This window comes from Nonomuraea sp. NPDC004702, assembly GCF_053601695.1.
In genome coordinates this window covers 166885-189760 of record NZ_JBSGCE010000001.1, presented here as the reverse complement: position 1 = coordinate 189760, position 22876 = coordinate 166885, and the positions used below count along the sequence as shown (strand labels likewise).

General features: G+C 71.6%; 21 protein-coding genes. 9 read left to right on the top strand and 12 right to left on the bottom strand.

All coding sequences use genetic code 11. The features are described from left to right. Position 1 precedes the first annotated feature (1 nt). The 3 genes from ACWEJ6_RS00945 to ACWEJ6_RS00935 form a co-directional block, all read right to left on the bottom strand. On the bottom strand, positions 2-1666 hold the full coding sequence (locus ACWEJ6_RS00945) for a catalase (RefSeq protein ID WP_452420410.1): 1665 nt from the start codon (positions 1664-1666) through the stop codon (positions 2-4). An 85-nt stretch (positions 1667-1751) separates the two neighbouring features. Next, positions 1752-2696 (bottom strand): sugar kinase, encoded by a 945-nt coding sequence (locus tag ACWEJ6_RS00940; RefSeq protein ID WP_452420408.1) that lies wholly within the window; start codon positions 2694-2696, stop codon positions 1752-1754. Beyond that, on the bottom strand, positions 2693-3448 hold the full coding sequence (locus ACWEJ6_RS00935) for an IclR family transcriptional regulator (protein WP_352352086.1): 756 nt from the start codon (positions 3446-3448) through the stop codon (positions 2693-2695). Before ACWEJ6_RS00935 ends, ACWEJ6_RS00940 begins: the two co-directional genes overlap by 4 nt. Positions 3449-3570: 122 nt before the next feature. Between ACWEJ6_RS00935 and ACWEJ6_RS00930 the strand changes: the two genes are divergently transcribed. The 3 genes from ACWEJ6_RS00930 to ACWEJ6_RS00920 are packed head-to-tail and all read left to right on the top strand — an operon-like array spanning position 3571 to position 6526. Continuing rightward, a complete protein-coding gene (locus ACWEJ6_RS00930) occupies positions 3571-4821 on the top strand; it encodes an extracellular solute-binding protein (RefSeq protein ID WP_452420406.1) in 1251 nt (416 codons plus the stop codon). Then, entirely contained in the window at positions 4818-5708 is an 891-nt protein-coding gene (locus tag ACWEJ6_RS00925) for a carbohydrate ABC transporter permease (RefSeq protein WP_387670893.1), read from the top strand. Before ACWEJ6_RS00930 ends, ACWEJ6_RS00925 begins: the two co-directional genes overlap by 4 nt. Continuing rightward, positions 5705-6526 carry a carbohydrate ABC transporter permease gene (locus ACWEJ6_RS00920; protein WP_452420404.1) on the top strand — a complete coding sequence of 274 codons (822 nt, stop codon included), beginning with the start codon at positions 5705-5707 and terminating at the stop codon, positions 6524-6526. Before ACWEJ6_RS00925 ends, ACWEJ6_RS00920 begins: the two co-directional genes overlap by 4 nt. Here ACWEJ6_RS00920 and ACWEJ6_RS00915 read toward each other — a convergent pair. Next, entirely contained in the window at positions 6497-7603 is a 1107-nt protein-coding gene (locus ACWEJ6_RS00915) for a winged helix DNA-binding domain-containing protein (RefSeq protein WP_452420402.1), read from the bottom strand. The genes ACWEJ6_RS00920 and ACWEJ6_RS00915 overlap by 30 nt on opposite strands. A 50-nt stretch (positions 7604-7653) precedes the next feature. Beyond that, positions 7654-8784 (bottom strand): alpha-hydroxy-acid oxidizing protein, encoded by a 1131-nt coding sequence (locus ACWEJ6_RS00910; protein ID WP_452420400.1) that lies wholly within the window; start codon positions 8782-8784, stop codon positions 7654-7656. Between the two features lie 82 nt (positions 8785-8866). Between ACWEJ6_RS00910 and ACWEJ6_RS00905 the strand changes: the two genes are divergently transcribed. Further along, positions 8867-10534, top strand: a complete 1668-nt coding sequence (locus ACWEJ6_RS00905; protein WP_452420398.1) for a protein kinase domain-containing protein — start codon at positions 8867-8869, stop codon at positions 10532-10534. Positions 10535-10547: 13 nt separating this feature from the next. Here ACWEJ6_RS00905 and ACWEJ6_RS00900 read toward each other — a convergent pair whose 3' ends face one another. The 3 genes from ACWEJ6_RS00900 to ACWEJ6_RS00890 form a co-directional block, all read right to left on the bottom strand. Then, entirely contained in the window at positions 10548-13778 is a 3231-nt protein-coding gene (locus ACWEJ6_RS00900; protein ID WP_452420396.1) for a protein kinase domain-containing protein, read from the bottom strand. 105 nt (positions 13779-13883) lie between these two features. Then, positions 13884-14438: a GNAT family N-acetyltransferase gene (locus tag ACWEJ6_RS00895; protein ID WP_397166131.1), complete on the bottom strand. Its 555-nt coding sequence runs from the start codon at positions 14436-14438 to the stop codon at positions 13884-13886. A 12-nt stretch (positions 14439-14450) separates the two neighbouring features. Next, positions 14451-14960 carry a shikimate kinase gene (locus ACWEJ6_RS00890; RefSeq protein WP_452420394.1) on the bottom strand — a complete coding sequence of 170 codons (510 nt, stop codon included), beginning with the start codon at positions 14958-14960 and terminating at the stop codon, positions 14451-14453. Between the two features lie 38 nt (positions 14961-14998). On the opposite strand from ACWEJ6_RS00890, the gene ACWEJ6_RS00885 reads away from it, so the two are divergent. Then, complete coding sequence (locus tag ACWEJ6_RS00885; RefSeq protein WP_352319513.1) at positions 14999-15280, top strand: hypothetical protein; 282 nt, start codon at positions 14999-15001, stop codon at positions 15278-15280. A 13-nt stretch (positions 15281-15293) separates the two neighbouring features. Continuing rightward, entirely contained in the window at positions 15294-15677 is a 384-nt protein-coding gene (locus ACWEJ6_RS00880; protein ID WP_364330157.1) for a ChaB family protein, read from the top strand. 5 nt (positions 15678-15682) lie between these two features. Here ACWEJ6_RS00880 and ACWEJ6_RS00875 read toward each other — a convergent pair whose 3' ends face one another. Further along, complete coding sequence (locus ACWEJ6_RS00875; protein ID WP_452420391.1) at positions 15683-17509, bottom strand: transketolase; 1827 nt, start codon at positions 17507-17509, stop codon at positions 15683-15685. A 125-nt stretch (positions 17510-17634) separates the two neighbouring features. Then, the gene (locus ACWEJ6_RS00870; RefSeq protein WP_358288320.1) at positions 17635-18015 is read right to left on the bottom strand and encodes a winged helix-turn-helix transcriptional regulator; all 381 of its coding nucleotides are present in this window, start codon (positions 18013-18015) and stop codon (positions 17635-17637) included. 130 nt (positions 18016-18145) lie between these two features. On the opposite strand from ACWEJ6_RS00870, the gene ACWEJ6_RS00865 reads away from it, so the two are divergent. From ACWEJ6_RS00865 to ACWEJ6_RS00855, 3 genes are all read left to right on the top strand, one after another. Then, a complete protein-coding gene (locus tag ACWEJ6_RS00865) occupies positions 18146-18553 on the top strand; it encodes a RidA family protein (protein WP_452420389.1) in 408 nt (135 codons plus the stop codon). A gap of 71 nt (positions 18554-18624) precedes the next feature. Further along, on the top strand, positions 18625-20340 hold the full coding sequence (locus ACWEJ6_RS00860) for an ATP-binding protein (protein ID WP_452420387.1): 1716 nt from the start codon (positions 18625-18627) through the stop codon (positions 20338-20340). A 170-nt stretch (positions 20341-20510) separates the two neighbouring features. Continuing rightward, the gene (locus ACWEJ6_RS00855; RefSeq protein WP_452420385.1) at positions 20511-21026 is read left to right on the top strand and encodes an N-acetyltransferase family protein; all 516 of its coding nucleotides are present in this window, start codon (positions 20511-20513) and stop codon (positions 21024-21026) included. A 536-nt stretch (positions 21027-21562) separates the two neighbouring features. On the opposite strand, the gene ACWEJ6_RS00850 is transcribed toward ACWEJ6_RS00855, so the two are convergent. Beyond that, a complete protein-coding gene (locus ACWEJ6_RS00850; protein WP_387670872.1) occupies positions 21563-22567 on the bottom strand; it encodes an SDR family oxidoreductase in 1005 nt (334 codons plus the stop codon). 8 nt (positions 22568-22575) lie between these two features. Further along, positions 22576-22842, bottom strand: coding sequence for a DUF805 domain-containing protein (locus ACWEJ6_RS00845; RefSeq protein ID WP_352319527.1), 267 nt, complete (start codon positions 22840-22842; stop codon positions 22576-22578). Positions 22843-22876: the final 34 nt, after the last annotated feature.

The following is a 22876-nucleotide window of genomic DNA, read 5'->3' as shown; positions in this document are numbered from 1 at the left end:
TTCAGAGGCCGTCGGCGTGGGCGGCCCGCTCGTTGGGCACGCAGTGGGTCATCTTCAGGCCCTCCACGTCGCGCGGGCCGTTGCGCCCGAGCTTGACCAGGCGCTCCCGGTCCTCGTCGGTGAGGTCCTGGCTCGCCAGCGGCTCCAGGTGGGCGACGTCGTCCGGGGTGATGCCGAGGCCCTCGCCGACGCGCAGGCCGAGGTCGTCCTCCACGAGCAGGAAGTGCCAGACCATGCGCTCCTGGATGCGCCGGTCGCACTGGCTGAGCGCGTCGACGAAGTTGCGCACCAGGTCGTCGCGCTCCCACTGCTCCATGAGCAGGTAGCGCTGGCCGGCCTGCTTGTAGTCGTTGGTCCGCGGGATGCGCCTGCGCATGAGCCGGCCGCTGATGACCGGGCCCTCCTCGTCGAGGGTCGGGTACTCGGCCTCGCGCAGGCCGCCGCGCAGCGAGGGCTCGTAGTTGATGTGCGGGTCCTCGCCGCCGGTGTCGACGAAGTACGTCATCTGGCCGTCGCGCTGGTTGGTCCTGATGGGCGCGTTCCTGGCCTGGTTGACCGGGAGTTGCAGGTAGTTCGGGCCGACCCGGTAGCGCTGGGTGTCGCTGTAGGAGAACGTCCGGCCGACCAGCATCTTGTCGTCGGAGAAGTCGAGGCCGTCCACCAGGACGCCGGTGCCGAAGGCGGCCTGCTCGTTCTCGGCGAACTGGTTCTCGACGTTGCGGTTGAGCACCAGGCGGCCGACCGGTCTGGCCGGGAACTCGTTCTCCGGCCACACCTTGGTGTCGTCGAGCGGGTCGAAGTCCAGCTCGGGGTGCTCCTCGTCGCTCATCAGCTGGACCAGCAGCTCCCACTCGGGGTAGTCGCCGCGCTCGATGGCGTCGTGCAGGTCCTTCGTCGCGTGCCCGAGGTCGCCCGCCTGGACGACCGCCGCGTCCGCCGCGGTCATGCTGCGCACGCCCTGCTTGGGCATCCAGTGGTACTTGACCAGGAACGTCTCGCCCTGCTGGTTGACCCACTTGTAGGTGTTCACGCCGAATCCCTGCATGTGCCGGTAGTCGGCGGGGATGCCGCGCGGGCTGAACAGGTTGACCAGCATGTGCATCGACTCGGGCGTCTGGGACATGAAGTCGAAGATGCGGTTCGGGTCCTGCCGGAAGGTCACCGGGTCGGGCTTGAGCGAGTGGATGACGTCGGGGAACTTGATGGCGTCCCTGATGAAGAAGACGGCCAGGTTGTTGCCCACCAGGTCCCAGTTGCCGTCCTCGGTGTAGAACTTGATCGCGAACCCGCGCGGGTCGCGGGCGGTCTCCGCGGAGTCGCGGCCGCCGATCACGGTGGAGAAGCGCAGCGCCACGTCGGTGCGCTTGCCGGCCTCCTGGAACAGCTTGGCCCTGGTGTAGCGGCTGACCGGCTCGTCGCCGATCTTGCCGTACGCCTCGAAGAAGCCGTAGCTCAGCGCGCCCCTGGCGTGCACCACCCGTTCGGGGATGCGTTCGCGGTCGAAGTGACTGATCTTCTCCAGGAACTGGTAGTTCTCCAGCGTCGCCGGTCCGCGCGGGCCGACCGTCCGCTGGTTCTGGTTGTCGTAGACGGGATGCCCTTGTCGGTTGGTGAGCACCTCGCGCTCGTCGTTCGACTGCGGACCCTTGCTGGAGACGTCTGTCATCGCACTGTTCCTCTCCCCGGACGAGATCTTCCCCGGCTGCCCTCAAGAACGGGCCGAAAACGGGCAAAACCTCGTCCTCGGGCGGCTACCTGCTCACGTCGTCGGCGGCCCGGCCGAGCAGGCCCAGGTCGGACCGGCGGGGCAGGCTCTCCCAGTCGCCCTGCGAGGTCACCGCGAACGCGCCCGCCGCGCAGGCGCTGTCCAGCCGCCGTTCCGGAGCGGCCCCGGCCAGCCAGTCCGCCAGCCAGCCGGCCGCGAACGCGTCCCCGGCGCCCACCGGGTCCACCTCGGTCACCCGGTACGGCCGCGCCCGCCGCAGCACCCCGCCGGACAACTCCAGCGCGCCCGCCGACCCCGACTTGACCAGCACGTACGAGGGCCCGAGCGCGGCCAGCGCCTTGGCCAGCTCCGCCGGGTCCTCGACGTCGGCGACCAGGCGGCCCTCCGGCACGGTCGCGAACAGCACGTCCACGCCGCCGACCGTCTCCCGCAGCCAGGCGCCCGCCTCCTCCGGCGTCCACAGGGCCCGCCGGTAGTTGACGTCCAGCGAGACGAGCACGCCGGCCGCCCGCGCCACGGCGATCGCGTGCGCCACGGTCTCCCGGGCCGACGCCGACAGCGCCGGGGTGATCGCGGAGACGTGCAGCACGCGGGCCGAGGCGATCAGCGCCGGATCGAGGTCGGCCGGCCGCAGCCGGGAGCCGGCGCTGTCCTTGCGGTAGTACCGCACGTCCACGAGGTCGGCCGTGCGCCGGCCCTTGATCATCAGTCCGGTGGGGGCGTCCGGGTCGGTGACCGCGCGCACGTCCACGCCCTCGCCGGCGAGCGTGGCCCGGATCAGGTCGCCGAACTCGTCGTCGCCCACCCGTCCGGCCCACGTCGCCCGGTGGCCGAGCCGGGTCACGCCGATCGCCACGTTCGACTCGGCGCCGCCGAGGCCCAGGTCGAAGTCGCGGGCGAAGCGCAGCGGCCCGGTACGCCGGGCGCCGAACAGCGCCATGGTCTCGCCGAAGGTCACCAGTTCGGTCATGTGGTCGGCCTGCCCAGCTTTCTGGAGATCCGCGACGCCGCCCCGGCCACCAGCGGCCCGAGCTCCCGCACCCGCGCGGCGGTGATCCGCGAGGTGAGCCCGGAGACCGAGACGGCGGCGACGACGGCGTCGTTGTGGTTGAAGATCGGCGCGGCGACGCAGCGCACCTCGGGCTCGTTCTCGCGGTCGTCCACCGCGTAGCCGCGCCGCCGGACGTGGGTCAGTTCGGCGCGCAGCCGGTCGGGGTCGGTGATGGTGTGCTTGGTGATCGGGTCGAGCGCCAGCCCGGCCAGCGCCTCCTCCGGCTGCCAGGCCAGGATCGCCTTGCCGACCGCCGTGGCGTGCACCGGGCCGCGGCTGCCGATGCGCGAGGCCATGCGCACGTTCGTCTCGTTCTCCACCTTGTCGATGTAGACGACGTGCGGGTGGTCGTAGACGACCAGGTGGACGGTCTCGCGCACCTCGCTCATCAGCCGGTGCGACTCCTCGGCGGCGACCGCGCGCAGGTCCAGCGTGGCCAGGTACGCCTGCCCGAGCTGGAGGGTGCCGTGCCCCAGCCGGTACGCCCCGGTCCTGCGGTCGCGTTCGAGCAGCCTGGCCTCCACGAGCGGGACGGTCAGCCGCAGCACCGTGCTCTTGGACAGGCCCACGGCCTCGGCGAGCTGGGTGAGCGACAGGCCGGTGTGGCCGCGTACGTGGTCCAGGACGGCCAGGGCGCGCCGGAGGGAGGCGGACTGGTTGCGGTCAGGCACGCAAGTCACCATATTCGATGAAATTTCGCGAAATGCAGCACGCTGTTGTGCACTGCACAACATCTCCTGACAGGTCTTCTCGACTCCAGAGCGAATTCCTAGTGTCTGCGCAGGAGGTAATAGTGAAGTTTCTTTACTTTGCCGCGGCCGGAACGGCCCTGCTCACGCTGGCCGCCTGCGCCCCCTCGACCGCTCCCGCCTCCGGCGGCGGCGACGAGCGGACGGGGACGCTGCGCGTCTGGCTGTTCGACGAGCCCAACCGGGGCCCCAAGGACAAGGTCGTCAACGAGGCGATCAAGGAGTTCACCGCCGCGCACGCGGACGTCAAGGTCGAGGTCACCTACATCCCCACCACGCCCGCCCGGCACGAGAAGTTCAAGGGCGCCTTCAACGACCCGGCCAGCTCCCCGGACGTCGCCGAGTACGGCAACACCGACCTCGCCGAGTACGCCGCCGCCGGCGGCTTCGCCGACCTCACCGCCGACCTGAAGGGCCTGGACCTGACCCCCGACCTGGTCAAGTCGGCCTCCGTCCAGGGCAAGCAGTACGGCCTGCCCTGGTTCATCGGCATCCGGGCCCTCTACTACCGCACCGACGTCTTCGCCGAGCTGGGCCTGAAACCGCCCACGTCCATCGGCGCCCTGACCGAGGCCGCCCGCACGATCCGCAGGAAGAAGCCCGACCTGTACGGCATAGCCGTCGGCGGCGAGTACACCTTCGGCGCCCTGCCCTTCGTCTGGGACGCCGGCGGCGACATCACCTCGCTCGACTCGCCGCAGTCGCGCAAGGGCGTCAAGGCGTACACGGACCTGCTGACCGACGAGATCTGCCCGCCGCAGGCGTGCGTCTCGCTGACCGGCGGCAAGACGGTCGAGCTGTTCGCCGGCGGCAAGGCCGCGATGGGCATACTCGGCAACTTCAGCCGCTCGGCCGTGGACGCCGGCGCGGCGGCCGGCAAGTACGCCGTCGTCCCGCTGCCCGGCGCGGCCGAGGGCTCGATCGCGCCCGCCTTCGCCGGCGGCAACAACCTGGGCGTGCTGAAGAACGCCGGTCACCGCACCCTGGCCGCGGACTTCGTCAAGCTGCTGGGCGGCAAGGCGTACCAGGCCAAGATGTACGACGCGATGGGCAACCTGCCGACGCTCACCTCGGCCCGCGACGAGCTGGCGGCCAAGGACCCGTTCGTCAAGCCGTTCCTGGACACGGTGGCCAAGGGCACCCGCTTCGTGCCGATCGACCCCGCCTGGGTGAAGATCGACAACGGCAAGGTCATCCCCACGATGCTGCAGAAGGTCGCGACCGGTCAGTCCACCGTCGAGCAGGCCACCGCCGAGGCGGCCGCGGCCGTCAAGACCGCCTTCGGCCGCTCGTGAGCCGAGGTACGACCGTCCGCCGCGGGCGCCCCTGGCTCTACCTGCTGCCCGCGGCGGCCGTGCTGGTCCCCATGTTCGGCTATCCGGTCTACATGCTGGGCCTGCTGTCGGTCTTCGACTACCGGCAGGCGCAGGTCAGCGGCGGGCAGCCGAGCACGTTCGTCGGGTTCGGCAACTACGCCGCGCTGCTCGGCGACCGGCGGTTCTGGGAGGTGCTGGCGCAGACCGTGGGGTTCGCGGCGGCGCTGGTCGTCGCGACGCTGGCGGTCGGCGCGGCCCTGGCCGTGCTGCTGACCAGGACCGGGCCGCTGCCGCGGACGGCCCTGTCGCTGGCCGCGCTCGGCGCGTGGGCGGCCCCCGCGATGACCGGCTCCACCGTGTGGATGTTCCTGTTCGACGCCGACCTCGGCCTGGTCAACCAGGTGCTCGGGACCGACGGGTTCAACTGGTTCTACGACCGGTGGGTCACCTTCGGCGTGGTCGGCGCGACGGTCGTGTGGCACTCGTTCCCGCTGGTGATGATCACCCTGTACGCGGGCATCCGGGCCGTCCCCGCCTCGGTGCTGGAGGCGGCCGCGCTCGACGGCGCCTCGGCCTGGCAGGGGTTCTGGCGGATCATCGTGCCGATGTTGCGGCCGCTGGTCACGATCGTGGTCATCCAGTCGGTCATCTGGGACTTCAAGCTCTTCACCCAGATCTACGTGATGACCAACGGCGGCGGCGTGGCCGGGCAGAACACCGTGCTCAACGTCTACGCCTACCAGATCGCCTTCGGCTCCTCCGAGTACGGGCTCGGCTCGGCCGTCGCGGTCGTCATGACGCTGATCCTGCTGGTGATCACCCTGTTCTACATCCGGGCGCTGCGGCGCAGTGGGGAACGCCTGTGAACCGACGACGTCTTCTGCCCAACGCGGTCGCGCTGGTGGTCGCCCTGCTCACCGCGTTCCCGCTCTACTGGATGGTGCTGTCGGCGCTCAAGCCCGCCGGGGAGATCCAGTCGCTGGAGGTCAGGCCCTGGACCGCGCACCCGACGCTGGACAACTTCGTCCGGGTGCTGACCGGGGAGAACTTCGCCCGCTACCTGCTCAACAGCGCGATCGTGGCGCTCGTCGTGGTCGTGCTGTCGGCCGGGGTCGCCTTCCTCGCGGCGGTGGCCGTGACCCGGTTCGCCTTCCGGTTCAGGACGACCGTGCTGATCATGTTCCTGGTCGCGCAGATGGTGCCGGTCGAGGCGCTGACGATCCCGCTGTTCTTCGTGGTCCGGGACCTGGGCCTGCTCAACACGCTGGCCTCGCTGGTGGTGGTGCAGCTCGCCTTCACGCTGCCGTTCGCGATCTGGATGCTGCGCGGGTTCGTCGCCGGGGTGCCGGAGGCGCTGGAGGAGGCGGCGATGATCGACGGGGCCGGACGCGCGACCGTGCTGTGGCGCATCCTGTTCCCGCTGGTCGCCCCCGGCCTGGTGGCGACCAGCGTGTTCTCCTTCATCACCGCCTGGAACGACTTCGTCTTCGCGCGCACCTTCATCGTCTCGGCCAAGGACAACCAGACCCTGCCCGCGGCGCTGCTCGTCTTCTTCAAGCCCGACGAGAACGACTGGGGCGGGATCATGGCCGCCTCGACGCTGATGACGATCCCGGTGCTGATCTTCTTCGTGGCGGTGCAGCGGCGGCTCGTGTCAGGGCTTGGAGGGGCGGTCAAGGACTGAGACGTCGTGCTCGTCGTCGGGGGCGAGGAACTCCAGCAGCAGCCGCGCCTCCCGCTCGACCTCGTCCAGCTCGGCGATCGGCGTCCACTGGTGGACGTTCAGCGTGGAGACGCCCTTGGCCCTGGTCACCGTCCAGTCGCCGGCGGTGACGCCGTCCACCAGGATGATCCGGGGGATCACGTTCGTGCCCATGAACGACCCCTGCATGACGGCCGCGCCGCGCTCGCTGATCACCCGCGAGCGGTCGGCGTGCGACAGGAACAGGTTGTCGAAGTCGTACATCAGCCGCACCGGCGCCGGGACGTCCTCCGCCGGCCGGACGGCCTCCGGCAGGTCGTACAGGGTGCGGCCGGCGGCGTCCCGGAAGCGGACCAGGTCCATGGACTCGACGACCTCGCCCAGCCTGGTCAGGCCCGACCAGGTCTGCGCGTCCTGCACCGAGGCCGGGCCGAAGGCGGCCAGGTAGCGCCGGACCAGCTCGGCGGGCGTCATCGGCGGCACCTCGGCCGGGCCCAGCCACGACTCGGCGGTGGTGTGCGCGACCGGCCCGCTCCTGCCCCACAGCCCGCGCGGCGGCACCTGGACCAGCGGCAGCAGCCAGCGCACGCCCTGGCCCAGCGCGTGCTGGTCGTGCTCCGGCCACCGCTCGGCCAGCGCCCGCCCGAGGTCGGCGAAGGTCATCGCACGCTCCTCCAGCAGCGCCCGGCCGGTCGCGGCCAGCTCGTCCAGGTCGACGCCCGCCAGCCGCTTGCCGAACGTCGTACGCGTCATGCGCTCGGTGACGGCCTGCAGCAGCGGCCGCATGGCCAGGCAGTCGCGGGCGGTGACCAGGTGGATGGTGGAGCGCTGCAACGCGATCCGCACCAGCTCGCGGCCGGCCAGCAGGCCGGAGACGTCCTCGGGCTTGAGCCCCTCGATGCGGTTCCACAGGCCGACGTACCAGGTGTGGGGGGTCTGGGCCTGGAGGCCGCCGAGCCGCTCGACGACCTCCTGCACGCTGCCGCCGCCGCGGCGCAGCAGCAGCTGCCGGTCGAGCGTGGCCCGGTTGAGCGCGCGCTGGGAGATGAGGGGATCCATGGGGACAAAGGTAGGGGTAATCGCGGTCACTTCCGGACCTCGATGTGCACTCAGGCGAGCGCGTCGGGGCCCAGTTCGTCCGTCGTGGAGTAGCCGGACAGGGCGAGCGTGATGTCCAGCTCGCCCAGCAGGCAGCGCAGCACGTGCTCGACGCCCGCCTGCCCGCCCAGCGCCAGCCCGTACAGCACGGGACGGCCGACCAGCACGGCCCGCGCGCCCAGCGCGAGCGCCTTGACCACGTCGGCCCCGGTCCGCACGCCCGAGTCGAACAGCACCGTCAGCCGGTCGCCGACCGCGTCGGCGATGCCGGGCAGCGCGTCGAGCGCGGCCAGGGCGCCGTCGACCTGGCGGCCGCCGTGGTTGGACACCACGATCCCGTCGACGCCGTGCTCGGCGGCCAGGCGCGCGTCCTCGGTGCTCATGATGCCCTTGAGCACGATCGGGCCGTCCCAGTGGTCGCGCAGGAACGGCAGGTCGTCCCAGCTCAGGCCCGGGTTGGGGAACATGCCCGCCCAGTGGGCGACCGGGTTCTCGACCCCGGCGAAGTTCGGGTCGCTCAGGTAGTTGGCGATGCCCGTGCCGGCCAGGAACGGCAGGAAGCCGCGGTCGAGGTCGGCCGGACGCCAGCCGAGCAGCGTCGTGTCCAGCGTGACCACCAGCACCGAGTGGCCGGTCGCCCTGGCCCGGCGCAGGAAGCTCAGGCACACGTCCCGGTCGGTCGGGTAGTAGAGCTGGTACCAGCGCGGCGCGTCCCCGCCGGCCGCCGCCACCTGCTCGAAGTCGTGGGCGGCGGCCGTCGAGTGCACGTACGGGACGCCCACCGCGGCCGCGGCCCGCACGGTGGCGAGCTCGCCCTCCTCGTGGGCCAGCGTCTGCACCCCCATGGGCGCCACCAGCACCGGCGCCGCCATCCGGGTGCCCAGCACCTCGCACGACAGGTCACGCTGCCGCGCGACGCCGCGCAGCATCCTCGGCACGATCCGGCGCCGCTCGAACGCCTCCAGGTTGGCCCGCGCGGTCGAGCCGCTGCCCGCGCTCGGCACGATGTAGCCCAGCGCCTCGGGCGGGAGCACCCGCCCGGCGGCGCCCTCCAGGGCCGACAGATCGGTGGTCAGCTCAGGCGTACGGCCTTCGAGCATGCCCGTCAGGTAGATGCCGAGCTGGTGATCGCCTGCGTTCATGGCGCCCATCCAACCAGCCCGCCCGTCCCCGCCGCGACCACCCTGATGACGGCGACCACGACGCGGCCCTACGCTGCTTCCCATGCACAAACGCGTGATCGACAACCGCTTCGAGCTGACCGAGAGGCTCGGCGGCGGTGGCATGGGCCTGGTGTGGCGCGCCTGGGACACCGCCCTCCACCGCGAGGTCGCGCTGAAGGAGGTCCGGCCGCCCGATCCCGCGTTCGAGGAGCACGACCCCGAGGCCGCCCGCGAGCTGCGGGCCAGGGTGCTGCGCGAGGCCCGCGCGCTGGCCCGGCTGAACCATCCGCACGTCGCCACCATCCACCACATCGTCGATCCGGGCGGCGACGGCTACCCGTGGATCGTCATGGAGCTGGTCACCGGCGGCTCGCTCGCGGACCGCCTCGCGCGCGGGCCGATGACGCCGTGGGAGACCGCCCGGCTGGGCCGCGAGGTGCTGTCCGCGCTGCGCGCCGCGCACGCCGTCGGCATCCAGCACCGCGACGTCAAGCCCGCCAACGTGCTGCTGCGCGAGGACGGCCGCTCGGTGCTCACCGACTTCGGCATCGCCGCCGTGCGCGAGTCGACCAGCCTGACGGCGACCGGGTCGTTCATCGGCTCGCCCGAGTACATGGCACCCGAGCGCATCAACGGGCACGAGGGCGACCCCGCCTCGGACCTGTGGTCGCTCGGCATGCTGCTGTACGTGGCCGTCGAGGGCCGCCACCCGCTGCGCAGGAGCACCACGCTGGCGACGCTGGCCGCCGTGCTCAACCAGGACGTGCCGCCGCCGGAGCGGGCCGGGCCGCTCGGTCCCGTGCTCGGCGCGCTGCTGCGCCGCGACCCGGCCGGTCGTCCCGACGCCGAGACCCTCGACCGCATGCTCGCCGCCGCCGCCGACCCTGGCTCGCCTCCGCCCGCCTACCCGCCCCCCGCCCCGGCCCCGTTCCAGCACGGCCCCTCGTCGCCGGGCCCGCTGCAGCAAGGCCCGCCGTACGGGGCCACAGTGCCGCCCGGGGCGCGGCAGGGGGCCACAGTGCCGCCCGGGGCGCCGCAGCCCTGGGGGCCGGAGCCGTCGTTCTCGCAGGCCGGCACCATGGCGTCGCGCCGCGCCCGCCGTTCGCCGGTCGCCGCCGTGACGGCCTCCGTGGGCGCGCTGGCGGTGACCGGCGTGCTGGTCTACACGCTGCTGCCCGGCGTGCGCGGCGCTGAGGAGCCGACCCAGCCGAACACGCCACAGATCACCCCGGTGGAGACCACCGACGTCGAGGAGCCGAAGGCGAGCGAGGAGCCGGAGCCGCAGCCGGAGAACCTGCTCACCGCCGACGGCATCCGCACCGCGATCAAGGCGCTCAAGCCGGTCATGGGCGGCACCAAGGTCGTCCGGATGGTCGTCTACCCGACGTACATCTCCGCCGAGGCCCCGGTCAAGGGCGACCCGGCCGTCTACGACCGCTACGCCTACCGCGACGGCAGGGCCACCCGCGAGGGCACCGGCTCCACCATCCGCACCCCGGTCGTCGACCTGGCCAAGTACAACTGGGACGCCCTGCCCGGCCTGCTCAAGAAGGCCCAGAGCGTCCTCGGCGTGCGCAAGCCCACCGCGCGCTACCTCATCGTCGATCCGAACTTCGTCTTCACCAGCACCAAGCAGGTGCTGCTCGTCTACATCAGCGACGCCTACCGCACCGGCTACCTGGTGGCCGACCCCCAGGGCAGGGTGCTCAAGACCTACCCCGCCTCCTGACCGGCCGCCCGGCTCAGCACCCGCCCTGGTAGCCGCTCTCCGGGATCAGCCGGCTCCACTCGTCCTGGCTGAGCGGCCCGCCCGCGCGGGCGCACACCTCCTGCGCCGTCAGCGCCGGGTCCACCGGGCTCTCGCGGACGCTGCCGTCCGCCGCCACGCCGCGCAGCCTGCGGCCGTCCTGGCTGAAGGCCAGGCCCTCGGCCCACGACCCGACCTGGCCGACCTCGCGCAGCGTGCCGGCGTCCCACAGGGAGGTGCGTTCCGCGTCGATCGCGAGCAGGTCGCCGCCGGGGGAGAAGCGCAGGTCGCGTACGGGGGCCGGGCCGGTCTCGACCGAGCCGGCCCGCTCGCGCCCGCGGACGTCCCACAGCTCGACGCGTCCGCCGCCGAGCCCGAGTGCCAGCGTGCGGCCGTCGGGGGAGAAGGCGAGCGCGGTGGGCCGGGCGGCGGCCGGGGCCAGCGGGGTGACCTCGCCGGTACGCAGGTCGAGCAGGTTCGTGCCGGAGGCGAGCGTCGAGCCGTCGGGGCTGAAGGCCATCGCCAGGTCGCCCGCATCCTCGTAGGCCCTGATCCGGCGGCCGGCGCGCACGTCCCAGGTCTCCAGCAGCCGGCCGCGCGCGGTGGCCAGCGTGTCGCCGCCGGGGGACAGGGCCACGGCGGGCACGTCGCCGCCCGCGTCGATGACGGCGACCCTCCTGCCGCCCGACGCCTCCCAGACGGTGACCGGGTCGCCCGCCACGGCCAGCAGCCTGCCCGCCGCGTCGAAGGCCACGTCGCCGGTGGCGGCGATCTCGGCCAGCGGCTTGCGCGCCACCACGTCGGTGAGCCGGATGGCGTTCCCGACGTCCTTGGCCGCCACCCGGCCGTCGCTCGACAGCGCGGCGGTGCGGACGCCGGAGGAGGGCGCCGGCAGCCCGGAGACGTCGAGCGAGACGACCGAGCCCAGGCCGCTCAGGTAGCGCAGGGTCCGGCCGTCGGCGGAGAAGGCGAGGTCGCCGTGCTGGTCGCCGCGGAAGCGGTAGGCGCCGGCCAGTCGCCGCTCGGCGACGCTCCACAGGCGCACCTCGTCCCGCCCGGGGAGGGCGAGCAGGCTGCCGTCGGGGCTGAAGACGGGCGTGCCGGCGGAGCCGTCCGCGGGCATCGCCGCGTCGCCCGCCTCCGCCGCGAACGCGGTGGCGGCGGTGCCGGTCGCGGCCTCCCGCGGCGGCTCGGCGCCGGGCGTGAGGAGGGTCACGCCGTCGCGGCCCGCGACGGCCAGGGTGCGGCCGTCGGGGCTGAACGACAGGGGCGGCGCCGACCGGTCCGGCCCGGTCTGCGGCCGGACGGTGAACTCCCGCTCCTTGGCCCGGCCGGGCAGCGACCAGAGCTCGACCCGCCCGTCCAGGTCGGAGACCGCGGCCCGGCTCCCGTCGCGGGACACCGCCACCCGGCGGTCGAGCACGTCGAGCAGCACCTCGGCGCCCCGGTAGACCCTGGTGCGGTTGCCGCTGGTGATCGTGTACGTCCCGGTCGCGGGGGCCCGGCCGGTGGCCACCTCGACGGGCTGCCCGCCGGGGCTCTCGGCGTACCGGCCGTCGTCGCTCAGCGCGGCGCTGCCCTCGGGGAGCGCGTGCGCGGCGAGCTGCCGGCCGCTGCGCACGTCCCAGACGGTCAGCGTGCGGTCGCGCCACCTGACCAGCTCGTCGCCGCGCAGCAGGTAGCCGGCCCGCTCGTCGGCCGCGGGGTCGGTGAACACGCCCAGCTCCGGCTGCGCCAGGGAGGCCTGCAACGCCACCCGCGCCTCGAACACCGGCGACAGCCGCCAGGCCGCCACGCTCAGCCGCATCGCCGTACGCGGGTCGGAGGAGCGCAGCGCCTCGGCGCGGGCGGCCACGGCCCGCGCGTTGGCCTCCAGGAGGTGTCCGCGCAGTTCCCGCTCGCCGTTGAGCGAGACGGCGGACATCGACACCGCGACGGCGAGGGCGGCGGCCAGGGTCGCCATCGAGGGCCGCAGCAGCCGCCTGCGCTGCTTGGACATGGCCACGCTCGCGCCGATGAAGTCGCGTTCGAGCTGGCTGAGGCGCAGGTGGCGGCGCTTGGCCGCGGCCCAGCCGAGCGCCGTGTCGAGCCGGTCGCCCCGGTAGAGGTACGTGTGCCCGCGCCGGTGGCGCGACCACCGGCCGGCCGCCAGGCGCAGCTCCCGGTGGACGGCCAGCCCGTCCTGCTCGTCGGCCACCCAGCCGCGCAGGCGTGGCCAGGCCCGGTAGAGCGCGGCGCTGGCCGGCGCCACCCGGTCGTCGCGCACCGCCACGAGCTTGCCGACCGCGGTCTCGGTCGGCGGCACCCGCACGCTGCGGCGTACGAGCAGCCCGGCGTCCATCAGCGGGGCCAGCACGCCGCCCTCGTCGTGGGGGTCGTCGCCGTCCATCAGGCGCAGCAGCAGGCCCGGCACCGCCTCCTGCTGGCGCGGCGTGAGCCCGGCGTAGACGCGCTCGGCCAGCTCGCCGAGCGACCGGTGCCCGGCCACGCCCGCCGGCGGGCGCAGCGCGGCGGGGTCGGCCTCGACCAGCAGCTCGTCCGCCGCCGGGCGGGCGGCGGGGTCTTTGGCCAGCGCCCGCCCGACCAGCTCGCGCAGCCCGTCGGGCAGGGCGCTCAGGTCGGGATCGACGGTCAGCAGCCGGTGCAGCACCGCGCCGAGACTCCGCCCGGAGAACGGATCGCCGCCCGTGGCCGCGTAGAGCACCACGGCCCCCCAGGAGAAGACGTCCGTCGCCGTCTCGTGGCCGCTGCCGGTCAGGATCTCCGGGGCCAGGTACGTGCACGTCGCCCCCAGCGACCCGCCGACCGCCACCCCCATGTCGATCACCTTGGGGCCGCCCGCCGCCAGCAGCACGCTCTCCGGCCGCAGGTCGCGGTGGGTGAGCCCGGCCGCGTGCAGCGCGCGGAGCGCCCCGGCCAGCGCGCCCGCCAGCGCCGCCAGCTCCTCGCCCCGGTACGGCCCGTGCCGCTCGACCGCCTGCCGCAGGTCGGGCCCGTCGACGAACTCGCTCACCACGTAGGGGATGCCGTGATCGACCCCGGACGCGACCACCTCCGCCAGATGCGGGCAGCTCACCCGCGCGACCGGCTCGACCTCGACCCGGGGCACCTTCACCGCGTAGCGGCGGCCCTCGTCGTCGTAGGCGTCGTAGACCACCCCGCGCGCGCCCGCGCCGAGCCGGGCGGCCAGCCAGAAGCCGCCCAGCCTCTCGGGATCACCAGGCACCAAGCGCATCGTCACTGATGCTTAGATGCGCCGGACCGGCCGTTGGTTGTCGGTGAACGACCACAGGTCCCCCGCGCGCCTCGGGGGACCCATGCGTCATGATCATTATGCCAGGCTTCTGGATCTTGACTGCCACTCCGGCCGCAGCACCGACATCGTCACGGAGTCGTGCCACTCGCCCTCCCACAGCAGGGTGTCGCGCTGCACGCCCTCCTCCACGAACCCGATCTTCTTGTAGACGTGCCGAGCCCGGTCGTTGAAGGTGAAGACGCCGAGGCCGACGCGATGCAGCGGCGTGGTGGCGAAGGCGTGGCCGAGGACCAGCTCGATCGCCTCGGTGCCGTAGCCCTTGCCGAAGACCCGGGCGCCGATCAGCGCGATCCGCAGGTTGCACGACAGGTTGTGCCGGTCGAGCTCGTTGAGCACGACCTCGCCGACGTACTCGCCGCCGGCCATGACGGCCAGGTCGAGCCGGTCGGCGTGCTCGCCTCTCGTGCTGTACCACTGGCGGGCCACCTCGTGGTCGACCTCGCCGTGCGAGCCCGTCAGCCGTTGCACCTCCGGATCGCTGATCAACGTGATCAGGCCCTCGACGTGCTCGGGGCCGACCGGGAGCAACGTGACGCGCTCACCCGTCAAAGTGGGTTTCTCGGCGAACATCCCCTCTGGGTATCAGTCCTGCTCATCGGCGGGCAAACCCATTTTCCGCAGGGCCGCGTCGCGCACCTCCTCGGGGGTCAGCACGCCGACGTCGCACGTCAGGTCCGCCACCTGCTGGAAGTAGCCCTCCCGCCGGGCCCGCATCGCCGCCGGCTGGAACTCGGGACGGTGCGCGCCCGAGCTCATGCGCCGGGCCAGGACGGCGTCGGCGGCGTCCACCCAGACCACGAACGCCTCGCGCAGCGCCTCGCGCACCCGGGGGTCCTCCACGGTGCTGGCCGCCGCCGCGATCACCTTCGGCTCGCCCGCCAGCGCCGCCAGCACGTGCTCGGCCTCGTACCGGTGCAGCGCCTCGGCCCCTTCGCGGACGGCGATCTGCGCGGCCGTGCCGCCGTGCTCCTTCTCCAGGAACGGGTCGCTGTCGGTGAACGGCATCCCCAGCGCGTTGGCGAGGAGGCGGCCCGCGGTCGTCTTACCCGATCCCATCAGCCCGATCACCACGACTGGTTTGTTTTTCGACATGTGGATAGAGGTTCCTTCGTGTCAAGGAGGTAAATCTGATGACCATCGCCGGAAGCATCATCCTCATCATGCTCGGTGCGATCCTCACCTGGGCCGTCGAGTTCGACCTCGCCGGTCTCGACATCAACGTCGTCGGCGTCATCCTCATGCTCGGTGGCCTGGCGGGGCTGCTGTTCGGCATCTACCGGATCAGCGTCACCCGCAGGGCGGTCGGCCCGATCGACGAGCCGGTGCACCGGCACGAGATCTACGAGGAGCCGGAGACCCGCAGGACCACGGTGTACGAGGAGCGCCGCCACTACGACGAGCCGCCGCTGTAGGAGGTGAATCGACATGCCAGCCGTTGACGAGCTGCCGTCGACCATCAAGCGTTCGCCGAAGAAGGCACAGAACACGTGGATCAAAGCGCACGACTCCGCCGTGAAGGAGTACGGAGAGGGACGGCGCGCGCACATGACCGCGTTCGCCGCACTCAAGCACTCCTTCGAGAAGGTCGGGGACCACTGGGAGCCCAAGGGACAGAAGGGACCGTCCGACAAGGGCGCGACCGACCGCTCCGGCAGGACCCAGGAGGGCGTGGACGCCAACGCCAGCAAGGAGCACTTGCAGGGCGTGGCGTCCAGGCTCGGGGTGCGCGGCCGATCCAGGATGACCAAGAAGGAGCTGGTGGACGCCATCAAGAAGGCCAACAGGAAGGCCACGGCGAAAGCCCGCTAGTTCCTTCACAACAACCGCTTGACCGCCTCGGCAATCGCGTGGCGGTCTATGCGGGCGTCCGCGAGCTGTTCCTCAGGCGTCGCCGACCCGGGCAACCCGGTCACGGCGAGCTTCACCACCCGCGGGCCGAGCTCGCTGACGGCGTCCAGCACGGCGTCGCCGAGACCGCCCTCCAGCCGGTGATCCTCGACCGTGATCAGGTTGCCCGTCGTCGTGGCGGCCTCCACCAGCACCGCCGCGTCCACCGGCTTGACCGAGTACAGGTCGATCACGCCGACCGGGATGCCGGCCGCCGTCAGCTCGTCGGCCGCCGCCAGCGCCTCGTGGACCGTGATCCCGGCCGCCACGATCGTGGCCCGGTCGTCGGGCGAGCGCCGCAGCACCCGCGAGCCGCCCACCGGGAAACGTTCGCCGGGCGGGTAGATGACCGGCGTCTCACCGCGGGTGGTGCGCAGGTAGGACACCCCTGACACGTCCGCCATCTCGACGGTCAGCGCCGCTGCCTGGTTGGCGTCGCACGGGTACAGCACCGTGCTGCCGTACACCGCCCGCATCATGGCCAGGTCCTCCAGGCCCATCTGCGAGGGGCCGTCCTCGCCGATCGAGACGCCGGCGTGCGAGCCGACCAGCCGGATCGACGCCTGGCTCACGCCGGCCATCCTGATGAAGTCGTGCGCCCTGGTCAGGAACGCCGCGAAGGTGGCCGCGTACGGGGTCCAGCCGCGTACCGACAGGCCGACGGCCGCCGCCACGAGCTGCTGCTCGGCGATGTACATCTCGAAGAAGCGCTCGGGGAACGCCTGGCCGAACTCCTCGGTCTTGGTCGAGTCGGCCACCTCGCCGTCCAGCGCCACCACGTCGCCGCGGGCCGCGCCGAGCGCCGTCAGCGCCGCGCCGAACGCCGCCCTGGTCGCCGCCTTCGCGCCGACCTCGTACTCCGGCAACGTCGCCGGGCGCGGGTCGAAGTGGAACGGCTCGGCCTCGCCCTCCGGCCGGTGCACGTCCACATGGACGCTGCGCGGTCCGCCCAGCTCGTCGATGGCCTTGTCGGGGTCCTTGAGCGCCTTGCCGTGCGCGCCCTCCCGGTTCTCGACCTCGACGACGCCCTCGCCCTTGCGCGTCTTGGCCAGGATCACGGTGGGACGCCGGCGGGTGTTGCAGGCGTCCCCCAGCGCGAAGTCGATCTGGCCGGGGTCGTGGCCGTCGATCTCGATCGTGTGCCAGCCGAAGGCGCCGAACCGGCGCGCGTACGCCCCCGTGTCCCATCCGTGCCGGGTCGGGCCGCGCTGACCCAGCCGGTTCACGTCCACGATCACGACCAGGTTGGCCAGCCCCTCGGCCCCGGCGTGCTCGGCCGCCTCCCAGATGGACCCCTCGGCCAGCTCACTGTCACCGCACAGCACCCACACCCGGTACGGCAGCCGTTCCAGCCGTCCCGCCATGGCCACGCCCACGCCCACCGGCAGCCCCTGACCGAGCGAGCCGGTCGCGACGTCCACCCAGGGCAGCCGGGGGGTGGGGTGCCCCTCCAGCCGGCTGCCCCGGCGCCGGAACGACAGCAGCTCCTCGTCGTCGATGACCTTCGCCGCCTTGTAGAGCGAGTAGAGAAGGGGGGAGGCGTGGCCCTTGGAGAAGATCAGGTGGTCGTTGCCGGGGTTGTCGGGGCGGTCGAAGTCGTACCTGAGGTGGCAGGAGAACAGCACGGCCATCAGGTCCGCGGCCGACATCGACGAGGTGGGGTGCCCGGAGCCGGCCGCCGCGGCGGCGCGCACGGAGTCGACGCGCAGCTGCGCGGCCAGTTCGGTCAAGTACTGGAGATCGCGTTCAGGCATCAAGACCCTCCTCGTGAGTTTCACGCCGCCTACCCCCTGCGCGGCGCTTAACTCGGGCCTGACGTCAGCTGACCCCATTTGTCGGCAGTTGAAACCTCCCTCGCCTGGGCGGTTCGCGGGCGGCGTCAGGCGTCGAAGCGGCGGCGGGCGGCCTCGATGTCGCCGAGGTGGCGCTGCGTCCACGCGCACATCGCGTCGACCGTCGCACGCAGGGCCCGCCCCGGCTCGGTGAGCGTGTACTCCACCCGCGGCGGCACGGTCGGATACACCGTCCGCTCGACCAGCCCGTTGCGCTCCAGCATGCGCAGGTTCTGGGTGAGCATCTTGTGGCTGATGCCCTCGACCTGGTCGCGCAGCTCGCCGAACCGCAGGGTGCCCTCGCCGATGGCCTCGATGATCAGGAACGCCCACTTGTTGGCGACGTCCGTGAAGATCTCCCGCGCCAGGGAGTCGGCCCGCCTCAGGTCCGCCGCGCCGTCCGAGCCCTTGAACTGCTTGGTCACCATGAGGTTCCCCAGTCACTGAAAAGTGCGTTCTTCCACGTCAGCGAACACTCTCCTACAGTTCCTCAGTAACCACAAGAGAGTCTTGGGGGCCGTACGCGCGTTCCGGCCCCCCTGTCAGGAGGCGCACGCCATGCCCGTCACCCTGCTGAACCCCGAGGGCCTGCCCGAGATCGACGTCTACCACCAGACGGCGGTCGCCTCGGGCACGAGGCTGATCTTCGTCGCCGGCCAGGTCTCCTGGGACGCCGACGGCACGACCGTTGGCGCGGGCGACCTCGCCGCGCAGGTCGAACAGTGCTACCTCAACGTCGCCACCGCCGTCGCCGGGGCCGGCGGGTCGTTCGACGACGTGGCGAAGCTGACCGTCCACGTCGTGGACTGGACCCCCGACAAGATGACCGCGCTCCTGGACGGGATCTCCCGGGCGAAGGCGAAACTGGGCACGACGGCGACCCCACCGGCGACCCTGCTGGGCGTCGCGGCCCTGTCCGTCCCGGACCACCTGGTCGAGGTCGAAGCCACCGCGATCCTCCCGTAAGGGACGCGCGACGTACTGAGAGCAACTGAGAAACGTCGTTGAAAACCCACTTCTCAGTTATCCTCAGTGAAGTGAAGCATGACGAGGTGGACGCGGCGCTCGCTGTGGTGGGGGAGGGCGTCAAGGCGGACTCCCTGGAGTCGGAGACGCTTGACTTCAAGCTGGTGGCCGAATCGCTGAAGGCCACGTTCAATCTCATCTCCGACGCCCTCGTCTGCTTCGTCAACGCCCACGGCGGCACCCTCGTCCTGGGGGTCGACGACAAGGCGACCGACCGTGTCCAGGCACTTCGCGGTGTGCCCGAGAGCTACACGGTGGAGGGCGTCCGGAAGGGGATCTTCGACCGGACGAGCCCACCGATCACCGCCTTCGTGGAAGAGCGGGTCGTCGAAGGCGCGCGGCTGATTCTGATCACGGTCCCGCAGGGGGCGATGCCGCACAGCAACGCCGCGGGCCTCGCCACCCGTCGTCTCGGCAAGGAGTGCCTGCCGTTCCCTCCGCATCAGCAGCGCGAGGTCATGATCGCTCGCGGCCAGGTCGACTGGTCGGCCGACGCCTCCAGCCTCAGCATCAGCCAACTGAGCGCGGTGGAGTTCGAGAGGCTACGGCGGCTGCTGATCGCCAGCGGACGCGATCATCTGGCCGAGTTGGCGGACCGCGCTCTCCTGGAATCGCTCCGCCTGATCGCCCCCAACGGAAGCGTCACAAATGCGGCAGTGCTGCTGCTGGCGGATGAAGAGCTGATTCCGCGAGTAATCCCGAGTTATGGCTACTCCTACCAGTTCCGCCCCACCTCGGGCAGCGAAGCCACCGGGCGGACGAGAGGAACCAGGCCGTTGATCGCGGCGATCCAAGCCATGACCGACGCCATGGAAAGCCGTAGAGAGGTGTGGCCGCTCAATCTGGCAGGTGGCGTGCAGCTCCAGCTCACCGACTATCCCAGCGAAGCCGCACGAGAGCTGGTCATCAACGCCTTCATCCATCGGTCGTACGAGACCGGCGGAACCGTCGACATCGAGCACTCTCCCGAGCGGATGATCATCACGAGCCCCGGTGGCCTGGTGTCGGGAGTGACCCCTGCCAACATCCTCACCCATCCGTCCACTCCCAGGAACCGGCTCCTCACGGAGACCGTGTCCGTCCTGCAACTCGCCGAGCGGACAGGACAAGGGGTGGACCGCGCCTACCGCGAGATGCTCAGAATCGGCAAGGAGCCACCGCTCTTCGAGGACCATGGAACGTTGGTCCGCGCGACCCTCGCGGGCGGCATCGGGAACGCGGCCTTCGTGCGGTTCATCAGTGATCTGCCATTGAGGGCGAGCAGGGACATCAACATTCTGCTCTCCTTGACGCACCTGCGTCACAGCAGAAGCATCGACGCGTTCGAGCTGGCTGAGATCATTCAGCGGGCGCCCGTCGAAGCGCAGGAAGTGCTACGCATGATGCTTGACGACTACAGCCTGATCGCGCCCACCAAGCGAAGCGCCTCCAAGCAGTTCCCCACATATCGGCTGCGAGCAGAGGTGCTCGCAGCCATGTCCCGCTCGGTTTCGTATCGACATGTCGACGTGGACGACATGGATCGAAAGGTGATCGAGCACGTCCGGGAGTACGGCTTCGTCACCAACCAGACGATACGCCGCCTCTTCGATCTGCATGTCTACGCGGCGCGGGACCTGCTCAACAGTCTGCGGGAGCGCGAGATCATCGACAAGATCGGTGACGCGCGAGGGGGAGCGGGCGTGAAGTACGGGCCGGGGCCCAGATTTCCTAAGTCCAAGTCCTGAAAACCGGGTGAGCGGACGGGCCTGCGTTCGGATGTCGTCGGTGCGTCGCCTTCTGTGAACGCGTTCTCGTGAACTCGTCGACGGGTTGCGGTGGCTGACCGTGGGGCTGAGGGATCGAGCCTTCAGCCCCGGCCGAGTCGGCAACGGTAGCCGGCACTAGTGTTCAGGTCATGCCTGACGTGATCACGGTTCACCCCGCGCAACCCGGTGACGGGGACGTCCTCGGCGAGATCCACGCCCTGTCCTGGGGCGTCTCGCACGGCCCGCTGTGTGCGCCGAAGGTCGCCGCGGCCGGGATCGAGGAGCGGCGCGGCAAGTGGCACGGCATCCTGGCCGAGGGCGGGGACCCGATCCTGCTGGCGCGCCTGAACGAGCGGCCCGGGGCCTTCGCCCGGTTCGGGGCCTCGACTTCCCGTCCCGGCTCCGCGGAGATCTATACCTTCTTCGCCCATCCGGACGTCTGGGGCAGCGGCATCGCCGGCGTTCTGCTGACGGCCGTCCTGGACGCGGCACGCGACGCCGGGTACGACGACGTGCACCTGTGGACGCTCCGGGACTCGGCCCAGGCCCGCCGCTTCTACGCCAAGAACGGCTTCACCGAGACCGGCAGGACCCACGACCACGAGTTCGAGGAGGGGCCTGCGCTGGCTTTGATCGAGCTGGAGCGAGCCTTGCCAGGGCGCTGAGCCGAACTGCCTTGATCCTCGGGGCCCCTTGGAGCCAAGTGCCGCGACTCTGAAGATCACAGTGGTTGAAGGGCGCTCCCGTTGCCCGACCGGTGATCTTTGGGACGGCTGGTGGGGGATGAGTGGGTACGTTGTCGGCTCCCGGCGTTGGCGAGGTCCGTGCCTCGGTAGGGGAAGCCGTCTTGAGGCTGGGCCGGGATGGGCTCCCATTACCCAGCCGGTGATCTTTGGGGCGGCTGGTGGAGGACGAGTAGGTCCGCTGTTAGGCCGGACGGTAGGGGCATGGCCGGTACATCGGCAGAGGACACTTCGCTGCGCCCCTGGACCGGGGGTGGGCTCCCGCGGCCCACCCGGTAGCCGGGTGCCGGGCGGGTGACCATGGCGAGCGGAGCGAGCATGCGGGGTGGGTTCCCGCGGCCCACCCGGTAACCGGCCCCGGGGCGGGTGGCCATGGCGAGCGGAGCGGGCATCCGGGTGGGCTCCCACGGCCCACCCGGTAACCAGGTGCCGGACGGGGGCCAGAAAAAGGCCCCCGGTCAGCGAGCGAGCCGGCGGGCCACCGTGACCGCCGCGGCCACACCCCCCACAGCCGCCATCACCGCCCGCCGGTGCTGGGAGAGCCACACCTGCGGGCTGTGACCGTGGGAGCGCCGGTCGAACGTGCCGTGCGCCCCGTAGTCCTTGTCCTCGTCGGCCGGCTCCCAGAGGTTCGACACCCCGCTCGGCTGCTTCTCGTCCGTCTGCTGGGACTGGATGCCGGTCCTGGCCAGGTACCGGTCCACCAGGGCGGGGGCGACGCGCTGGGCCATGAGGGTGGCCGCGGTGCTGGCGCCCACCCAGTATTCCTTGCGTCCGGGGTGCTCGGCGGCGTACACGATGGCGCGCGCCGCGACCTCCGGCTGGTAGATCGGGGGTACGGGCTGGGGGTGCCGCCGCAGCTTGGACAGGACCCACTCGAACTGAGGGGTGTTGACCGCGGGGAGCTGGACCAGCGTGACGTCGATGCCGCTCCGGTCGGCCAGGAGCTCGGTGCGCAGCGACTCGGTGAAGCCCTTGATGGCGTGCTTGGCCCCGCAGTACGCCGACTGGAGGGGGATGCCCCGATGGCTCAGGGCCGAGCCGACCTGGACGATGGTCCCGGCGTTGCGAGGGCCCATGAGGTCGAGGGCGACCTTGGTTCCCCACACATAACCGAGGTACGTCACCGAAGTGGTACGAGCGTACTCATCTGGCGAAATATCGGTGAACTTGGCGAAGACTGAGGAAAAGGCGGTGTTGATCCAGGTCGAGATCGGTCCCATCTCCGCCTCGACGCGCTCCGCCGCCGCCTTCACCTGCTCGTAGTCGGCCACGTCCGCCTCGTAGACCTTCGCGTCCCCGCCCGCGGTTCCCACGTCCACGGCGGCCGCGCCCAGGCCCGCCGTGCCGCGGGCGATCAGGGCCACCCGAGCGCCGCGAGCGCCCAGCTCGCGCACCACCGCCCGCCCGACCCCGCCGCTCGCGCCCGTCACCACTACCACGCGTCCTCGAAGGGATGCCATGTCGGTTGTCAGCCTGCCTCTCCCGTGTTTCGGTCCTTCTGCCGCCGGATCGCCAGGGCGATGTCGACGATCGTGATGATGAACAGCACGATCGCGATCCCTGCCATCACCGGCGCGCCTGCTATGAGTCCCAGCACCGTGAACGCGAAGAGGAACACCAGAATGAACGATCCCACCCTGATGTGCACCACGTCGCGCGGTGTGGCGGGCACCATGGGGTGGCCCTTCCGGTCACCCTCTTCGTGCCATCTACCGTCATCCGTGTTCTCAGGCATGCCGCTCACCTGCCCGTCCTGTTTGTTGCCTAAC

Coding starts and splice junctions, on each gene's coding strand:
- ACWEJ6_RS00850 (WP_387670872.1), bottom strand. CDS start 22,567: ATGGCATCCCTTCGAGGACGCGTGGTAGTGGTGACGGGCGCGAGCGGC.
- ACWEJ6_RS00875 (WP_452420391.1), bottom strand. CDS start 17,509: ATGCCTGAACGCGATCTCCAGTACTTGACCGAACTGGCCGCGCAGCTG.
- ACWEJ6_RS00855 (WP_452420385.1), top strand. CDS start 20,511: ATGCCTGACGTGATCACGGTTCACCCCGCGCAACCCGGTGACGGGGAC.
- ACWEJ6_RS00895 (WP_397166131.1), bottom strand. CDS start 14,438: ATGTTCGCCGAGAAACCCACTTTGACGGGTGAGCGCGTCACGTTGCTC.
- ACWEJ6_RS00870 (WP_358288320.1), bottom strand. CDS start 18,015: ATGGTGACCAAGCAGTTCAAGGGCTCGGACGGCGCGGCGGACCTGAGG.
- ACWEJ6_RS00890 (WP_452420394.1), bottom strand. CDS start 14,960: ATGTCGAAAAACAAACCAGTCGTGGTGATCGGGCTGATGGGATCGGGT.
- ACWEJ6_RS00915 (WP_452420402.1), bottom strand. CDS start 7,603: ATGGATCCCCTCATCTCCCAGCGCGCGCTCAACCGGGCCACGCTCGAC.
- ACWEJ6_RS00880 (WP_364330157.1), top strand. CDS start 15,294: ATGCCAGCCGTTGACGAGCTGCCGTCGACCATCAAGCGTTCGCCGAAG.
- ACWEJ6_RS00865 (WP_452420389.1), top strand. CDS start 18,146: ATGCCCGTCACCCTGCTGAACCCCGAGGGCCTGCCCGAGATCGACGTC.
- ACWEJ6_RS00940 (WP_452420408.1), bottom strand. CDS start 2,696: ATGACCGAACTGGTGACCTTCGGCGAGACCATGGCGCTGTTCGGCGCC.
- ACWEJ6_RS00910 (WP_452420400.1), bottom strand. CDS start 8,784: ATGAACGCAGGCGATCACCAGCTCGGCATCTACCTGACGGGCATGCTC.
- ACWEJ6_RS00905 (WP_452420398.1), top strand. CDS start 8,867: ATGCACAAACGCGTGATCGACAACCGCTTCGAGCTGACCGAGAGGCTC.
- ACWEJ6_RS00885 (WP_352319513.1), top strand. CDS start 14,999: ATGACCATCGCCGGAAGCATCATCCTCATCATGCTCGGTGCGATCCTC.
- ACWEJ6_RS00845 (WP_352319527.1), bottom strand. CDS start 22,842: ATGCCTGAGAACACGGATGACGGTAGATGGCACGAAGAGGGTGACCGG.
- ACWEJ6_RS00945 (WP_452420410.1), bottom strand. CDS start 1,666: ATGACAGACGTCTCCAGCAAGGGTCCGCAGTCGAACGACGAGCGCGAG.